Source organism: Rhizobium hidalgonense (assembly GCF_002914525.1).
GTDB lineage: Bacteria > Pseudomonadota > Alphaproteobacteria > Rhizobiales > Rhizobiaceae > Rhizobium > Rhizobium hidalgonense.
This window is the reverse complement of record NZ_LODW01000120.1, coordinates 1-5,381: the sequence shown is the minus strand read 5'-3', so window position 1 is coordinate 5,381 and position 5,381 is coordinate 1. Positions and strand designations below refer to the sequence as shown.

Genomic DNA, 5,381 nt, shown 5'->3' with positions numbered 1-5,381 from the left:
CCCCTTCCGACCCATGTCGGGAAAGCACGGCCATCAGCCGCGACCTACACCACCTCCCGGGACACGATCGTATCACCTTGTATTCCGGACTAAACTTATGCCGACAGCGTTGCGATAGAGGGCATTCGGAACCAGCATGCGGCTATTCCGGAAGGTCGGCACTCGCATGACGTCATCTGACCGACATCGTGGGGTTATTCGACAAAAATTGCGAAATGTCCTTGATCCAGTTTCCGCTGTTAGATCTAGTTGTCGCCGGCAGTCCTTCTCCTTCTCTATCATATTTGCTGGAGCGTGCCGCAAGTCCGACAAGAGCTGCGCCTAGGCCAACAGCTCTGTGCTGTCATTGACGGGTTAGGAACACGTCAATGATCAACGAGGCTGGAGCCTTATACCCGGTGTTCCTGCCTCAAATGTAAGGGCATGACGAGTGCCGCCCTTTCCTTCACTTGACCAGGTGGTTTCCGATCGAGGAGCCGCCATCGACCGTCAGAATGCTACCGGTCGCGAACCTCGAACGATCGGACGCAAGAAAAAGCATTGCTTCAGCAATCTCTTCAGCTGTCCCCATCCGATCCATGACGGCACGGGCGTTGAAATCGCTGCGAAGCTTCGCGGGGTCCTTCGCTTCGGCGAAGATTTTCGTGAAGTAAGGAGAGTCGATTGTCCCTGGAGCGACCGCGTTGACACGAATTCCCTCTTTCGCATGATCCATGGCCATCGCGCGCGTCAGCGAAGATATTGCTCCTTTCGATGCTACGTAGGCAGTCCTGTCCGCGATTGCTGAGGTTGCGGTGTAGGAAGTCGTATTGATGATCGAACCTCCGCCGTTCCGTCGCATAACAGGAATGACGTACTTTGAGCAAAGGAAGATCCCTTTGACGTTTACGGACATAATCCGGTCCCAAGTTTCTTCAGGAATGGTCACCACATTCCCCGTCGTTCCGAACCCGGCATTATTGACGAGCACGTCGACCCGGCCCCACTTTGCGGTCGTCTTCTCAACCATGCTTTCCGCGTCCTTGGCGGACGAGACGTCGACGCGAACACCGAAAGCCTTCGAGCCGATCTCGTTCGCCACACGAACCGCGGCGTCTTCATTGACATCAGCAACAACCACATAGGCGCCGTTCTTTGCGAAAAGCTCGGCGGTCGCACGACCAATGCCGCTGCCGCCCCCTGTGACGATACAAACCCTTTGATTCAAATCCATCGACCATCTCCTCATTTTTGGGTGCCTTAGAAGACATTTTAGCAGACAATCTGTCAATTGTGAAAATCCGGTTGACAGATTGTCTGCTGATCTGTTTATCTAGGCTCGATCGAATTTGGCCGTGGGAGGACAATATGGCCGATACCAGCACTGAGGCGCAGTTGGCTTTTAAGGCAGCTATGCGTCGGTTCACATCAACCATCTGCTTGATCACGACCGAACTCAACGGGGTCCGTCATGGCATGGCCGCCACCGCGGTCCAGTCGGTTACCGCGGACCCACCAACTGTTCTTGTCTGCATCAACCAATCGGCTTCGGTGAATCAGCCTTTGAAGATCTCCGGGAAGTTCGCCGTGAACATGCTGCATCTTTCACATGCCGATCTTGTGCCGCTGTTCAGTGGGCAATTGAAGGGTGAAGAGCGCTTTCATTACGGCGAGTGGCTGTCTCTCGACGGCATGCCGGTCCTGTCCGATGCGCAGGCGGCGTTTGTCTGCAAGCTAAAAGATGTCGTTCACGTTGGAACGCATGATGTTGTGCTCGGAGAAGTGCTCGAAGCACGGTTCATCGAGTCAATCGCGCCGCTTCTCTACGAAAACGGTCAACTCGTCAGGTCGTCGTCCATCAGTGGATCGGCCGCATAGTAGGTGGCTTTAACCACCAATCACATCACTCATCGAAAGCCCAAGGGCGGCAAGGAGAAAAGCGTGAGCAATATGGCACCCGCAAGAGAAATTCATGGACGTGAAGTCACAGAGCGCTTTGAGCGCGGACTAAAGACCCGGCGCGAAGTCTTGGGGGGGGCCTATGTTGATGCGTCGGTCAGCAAAGCCACCGACTTCAATTGGCCGATGCAAACCCTCGTCACGGAATACTGCTGGGACGCAATTTGGAATCGGCCGGGCCTGGAGCGCAAGCAGCGCAGCATCCTCAATCTCGGGATGATTTCGGCCCTCAATCGTCCGCATGAGCTGAAACTGCATGTTCGCGGAGCAATCAACAACGGTCTTACCAAAGAGGAAATTCGGGAGGTTTTCCTCCAGGTTTCGATTTACTGCGGTGTTCCTGCGGCCATCGACAGCTTCCGCGTGGCAGCGGAAGTTTTCGACGAGATGGGCATCTAGTTATTCAACGCATTTGAGTGGGCTGAGCATCATCCGTTGCCGGCCCGAGGAGGGACTACAGTGACCGCACAAGACGATTTCCGCGCTGCCGGAAACCCAATGTTCAATGATAACAAGCTCAAGCTCGGCGTATTTGGCACGAATTGCTCGAATGCATGCGCGATTACGCTCGCTGAGACAACGTTCGAACCTACCTTCGACCACAACGTCGAGATTGCAAAGAAGCTTGAGGCAGCCGGTTGGGAATGCATGGTGCCGATTGCACGCTGGCGTGGTTTTGGCGGTCCTTCAAACTTCAATGGCGTGAACATGGATACGTTCACCTGGGCGGCCGCTCTCGCGGCGGTCACCACGAAGCTCCAGTTCTTCTCAACGACTCACATTCCGACGCTAAACCCGATTGTTGCAACCAAGATGGCGACAACAATCGATCACATCTCGAAGGGTCGATACGGCCTCAATCTCGTTACCGGCTGGTTCACTCCCGAAATGGAAATGTTCGGAGTTCCTATGATGGAGCACGACACCCGCTATGAATACGCCACTGAATGGATGGATATCGTCGAGACGCTCTGGAAACGCAATGGCGTTACCTTCGAAGGCGAGTTCCTCAAAGTCAAAGACGCCTTCAGTGAACCCAAACCCTACAACAAGGCGGGTCGCCCGCTCCTGATCTGCGCCGGCGCCTCGGGCAAGGGACTGCATTTCACCGCCAAGTTCTGCGACTTCAACTTCGGCTTCATGCAAGACATGGAATCCGGCGCTGCCTGGGTCAAAAAGGTGAAGGACCTGGCGCGTAATGAATATAACCGTGATCTTGGCACATTCACAGCTTGCCCCGTTATCGTTCGCGAAACGGAGAAGGAAGCAAAGGAATACTACGACTACTACGTCAACCAGAAGGGTGACTGGGAGGCATGCGAGAACATCTGTGAAGTTCTGCAGGTGCAATCTCAAAACCATTCTGCCGAAATGTATCAAAAATTCAAGGAACGCTTCGTCGCTGGCTGGGGTGGATACCCGATCGTCGGCAATCCAGAACAAGTCGCCGACAAGCTCGTGGATCTCAGCAATACAGGCGTCAACGGCGCCTTGCTGACAATGGTCGATTACAACGAGGAACTTCCCTTCTTTAACGACCGTGTCATGCCGCTGCTCAAGCAAGCCGGTCTGCGCAACTGAACCAGTCCTCGGGACGGCGATTGCTGTCCCGACACGAACTCTGCCAGATTCTGGCAGGATTTTCGCGGCTGGCGGCCAAAGGGGCCGGCGGTTGAGCGGAACCACAAGGGGAGGAGGCCCTGAATGCTGAAGAAAATCGTTGCAGCGCTTTTTACGCTGTCGAGCCTTTATCACATGAACGGCGTGGCGAAGGCTGACGGCCTCGATTCGTTGCCGCCGGACCAAAAGGCGCTTTACGAGAATATCGATCCCGCCATTCCGCTCGGGGGGACGGTGTACAAGGATTTTGTTCCAAAACGTCCACCGCCGTGGAAAATTGGTTATGCATCCACATATGCCGGTAATACCTGGCGCGCGAACATCCTGGACGAATTCACCAACGTATTGCTTCCGAAATATAAGGAAGCAGGCCTAGTCTCCGATCTAATCGTCACGCAGTCTGACCTCAAAGACGCTGTCCAAATCCAGCAGATGCGGCAGATGGTTGACGACGGTGTTGATGCGATCGTCATTTGCTGCTCGAACATTACCGCACTTAACAAGACCATAGAGTATGCTCATTCGAAAGGCGTGCCAGTCTTCTCAGTCTCGGGCTATGTCACATCACCCTACGCAATCAATGCCACAGAGAATAACACCGACGGTGGTTACAAGGCTGCTGAATGGCTTGCCAAGGAAATCGGTGAAAAAGGCAACGTCCTGATGGTATCGGGCATCCCCGGTTTCGCATCATCGGACAGCTTCGACATCGGCGCGAAGAACGCGTTCGATAAATTCCCCGGTATCAAAATTGTAGGCACGATAGCTGGCAAATGGACCGACCAGGTCGCCCAGGTTGAGGTTCAGAAGTTTCTTGCCACCAATCTTGCTGAGGTTAATGGCATTCTCGTTCAGTCCGCTTCAGAAAACGGTGTCGTGAACGCAGTACAGCAATCCGGCCGCGACATGATGCCTATCGTGCTCGGGGGTGAGGCTTCCGCAGCCTGCTACTGGCGTAAGAACCCTGATTTCATAAGCAAGAGCTTCCATTTCTGGCCGCCGCGGTCTGATGCCCGCCTTGTGTGGGACGTCATGATGCGAACGCTCGAAGGCCAGGGACCAAAGATCCAGTCGATTCTTCGTCCTGCGCTTCCTTACACCATTGATGACGTGAAGGAAGTGCTGAAGGAAGATTGCGATCCCAATTCCACGGATTGGATCGAGCCGAAGAACAGCGGCTGGTGGCCTGCAGACGTCGCTGCAAACTACTTCGAACGTCCTGAAGATCCGTTAGCTTGGCGGCCGAAGAAGTAATGAATGTTCTCCGGAAGGAGACCTCCCAGCCTCCCGCGTCGGTTTCTATAATCGGCGCGGGAGGTATCTGCGATTTGATTGGAAATAGTGTGCTGGACTTTCACAGAATTCAACGTTTGCCGCCTTATGTTTTCGAACAGGTCAACCGTTTGAAAGCAAGCGCGCGAGCGGGCGGCGCCGATATCATTGATCTCGGCATGGGAAACCCTGACCTTCCGACTCCCCAGTCGATCGTCGACAAGCTGTGCGAGGTCGTGCAGGATCCGCGCACCCACCGTTATTCCTCCTCCAAGGGCATTCCGGGGCTGCGCCGTGCCCAGGCCGCCTATTATGCCCGCCGCTTCGGCGTCAAGCTCAACCCGGATACCCAGGTGGTCGCCACCTTGGGCTCCAAGGAAGGCTTCGCCAACATGGCGCAGGCGATCACCGCGCCTGGCGACGTCATCCTCTGCCCGAATCCGACCTATCCGATCCACGCCTTCGGTTTCCTGATGGCGGGCGGCGTGATCCGCTCCATGTCGGTTGAGCCGGATGAGAGCTTTTTCCCGCCGCTGGAGCGGGCGGTCCGG

The 5,381-nt window shown here is 55.1% G+C and carries 6 protein-coding genes; 5 read left to right on the top strand and 1 reads right to left on the bottom strand.

Translation table 11 applies throughout. The annotated features are described in order from the left end of the window. Positions 1–445 precede the first annotated feature (445 nt). Positions 446–1,213, bottom strand: coding sequence for an SDR family oxidoreductase (locus tag ATY29_RS33335; RefSeq protein WP_004671535.1), 768 nt, complete (start codon positions 1,211–1,213; stop codon positions 446–448). A gap of 134 nt (positions 1,214–1,347) precedes the next feature. On the opposite strand from ATY29_RS33335, the gene ATY29_RS33330 reads away from it, so the two are divergent. From ATY29_RS33330 to ATY29_RS33310, 5 genes are all read left to right on the top strand, one after another. Next, on the top strand, positions 1,348–1,857 hold the full coding sequence (locus tag ATY29_RS33330; protein WP_008534378.1) for a flavin reductase family protein: 510 nt from the start codon (positions 1,348–1,350) through the stop codon (positions 1,855–1,857). 72 nt (positions 1,858–1,929) lie between these two features. Beyond that, complete coding sequence (locus tag ATY29_RS33325; protein ID WP_008534380.1) at positions 1,930–2,337, top strand: carboxymuconolactone decarboxylase family protein; 408 nt, start codon at positions 1,930–1,932, stop codon at positions 2,335–2,337. Positions 2,338–2,397: 60 nt separating this feature from the next. Further along, positions 2,398–3,519, top strand: a complete 1,122-nt coding sequence (locus ATY29_RS33320; RefSeq protein ID WP_016737431.1) for an LLM class flavin-dependent oxidoreductase — start codon at positions 2,398–2,400, stop codon at positions 3,517–3,519. Positions 3,520–3,642: 123 nt separating this feature from the next. After that, positions 3,643–4,812: an ABC transporter substrate-binding protein gene (locus ATY29_RS33315; RefSeq protein WP_016737432.1), complete on the top strand. Its 1,170-nt coding sequence runs from the start codon at positions 3,643–3,645 to the stop codon at positions 4,810–4,812. Next, a partial coding sequence (locus tag ATY29_RS33310; protein WP_425299373.1) for an aminotransferase class I/II-fold pyridoxal phosphate-dependent enzyme occupies positions 4,812–5,381 on the top strand: 570 nt, incomplete at its 3' end. The genes ATY29_RS33315 and ATY29_RS33310, both read left to right, overlap by 1 nt.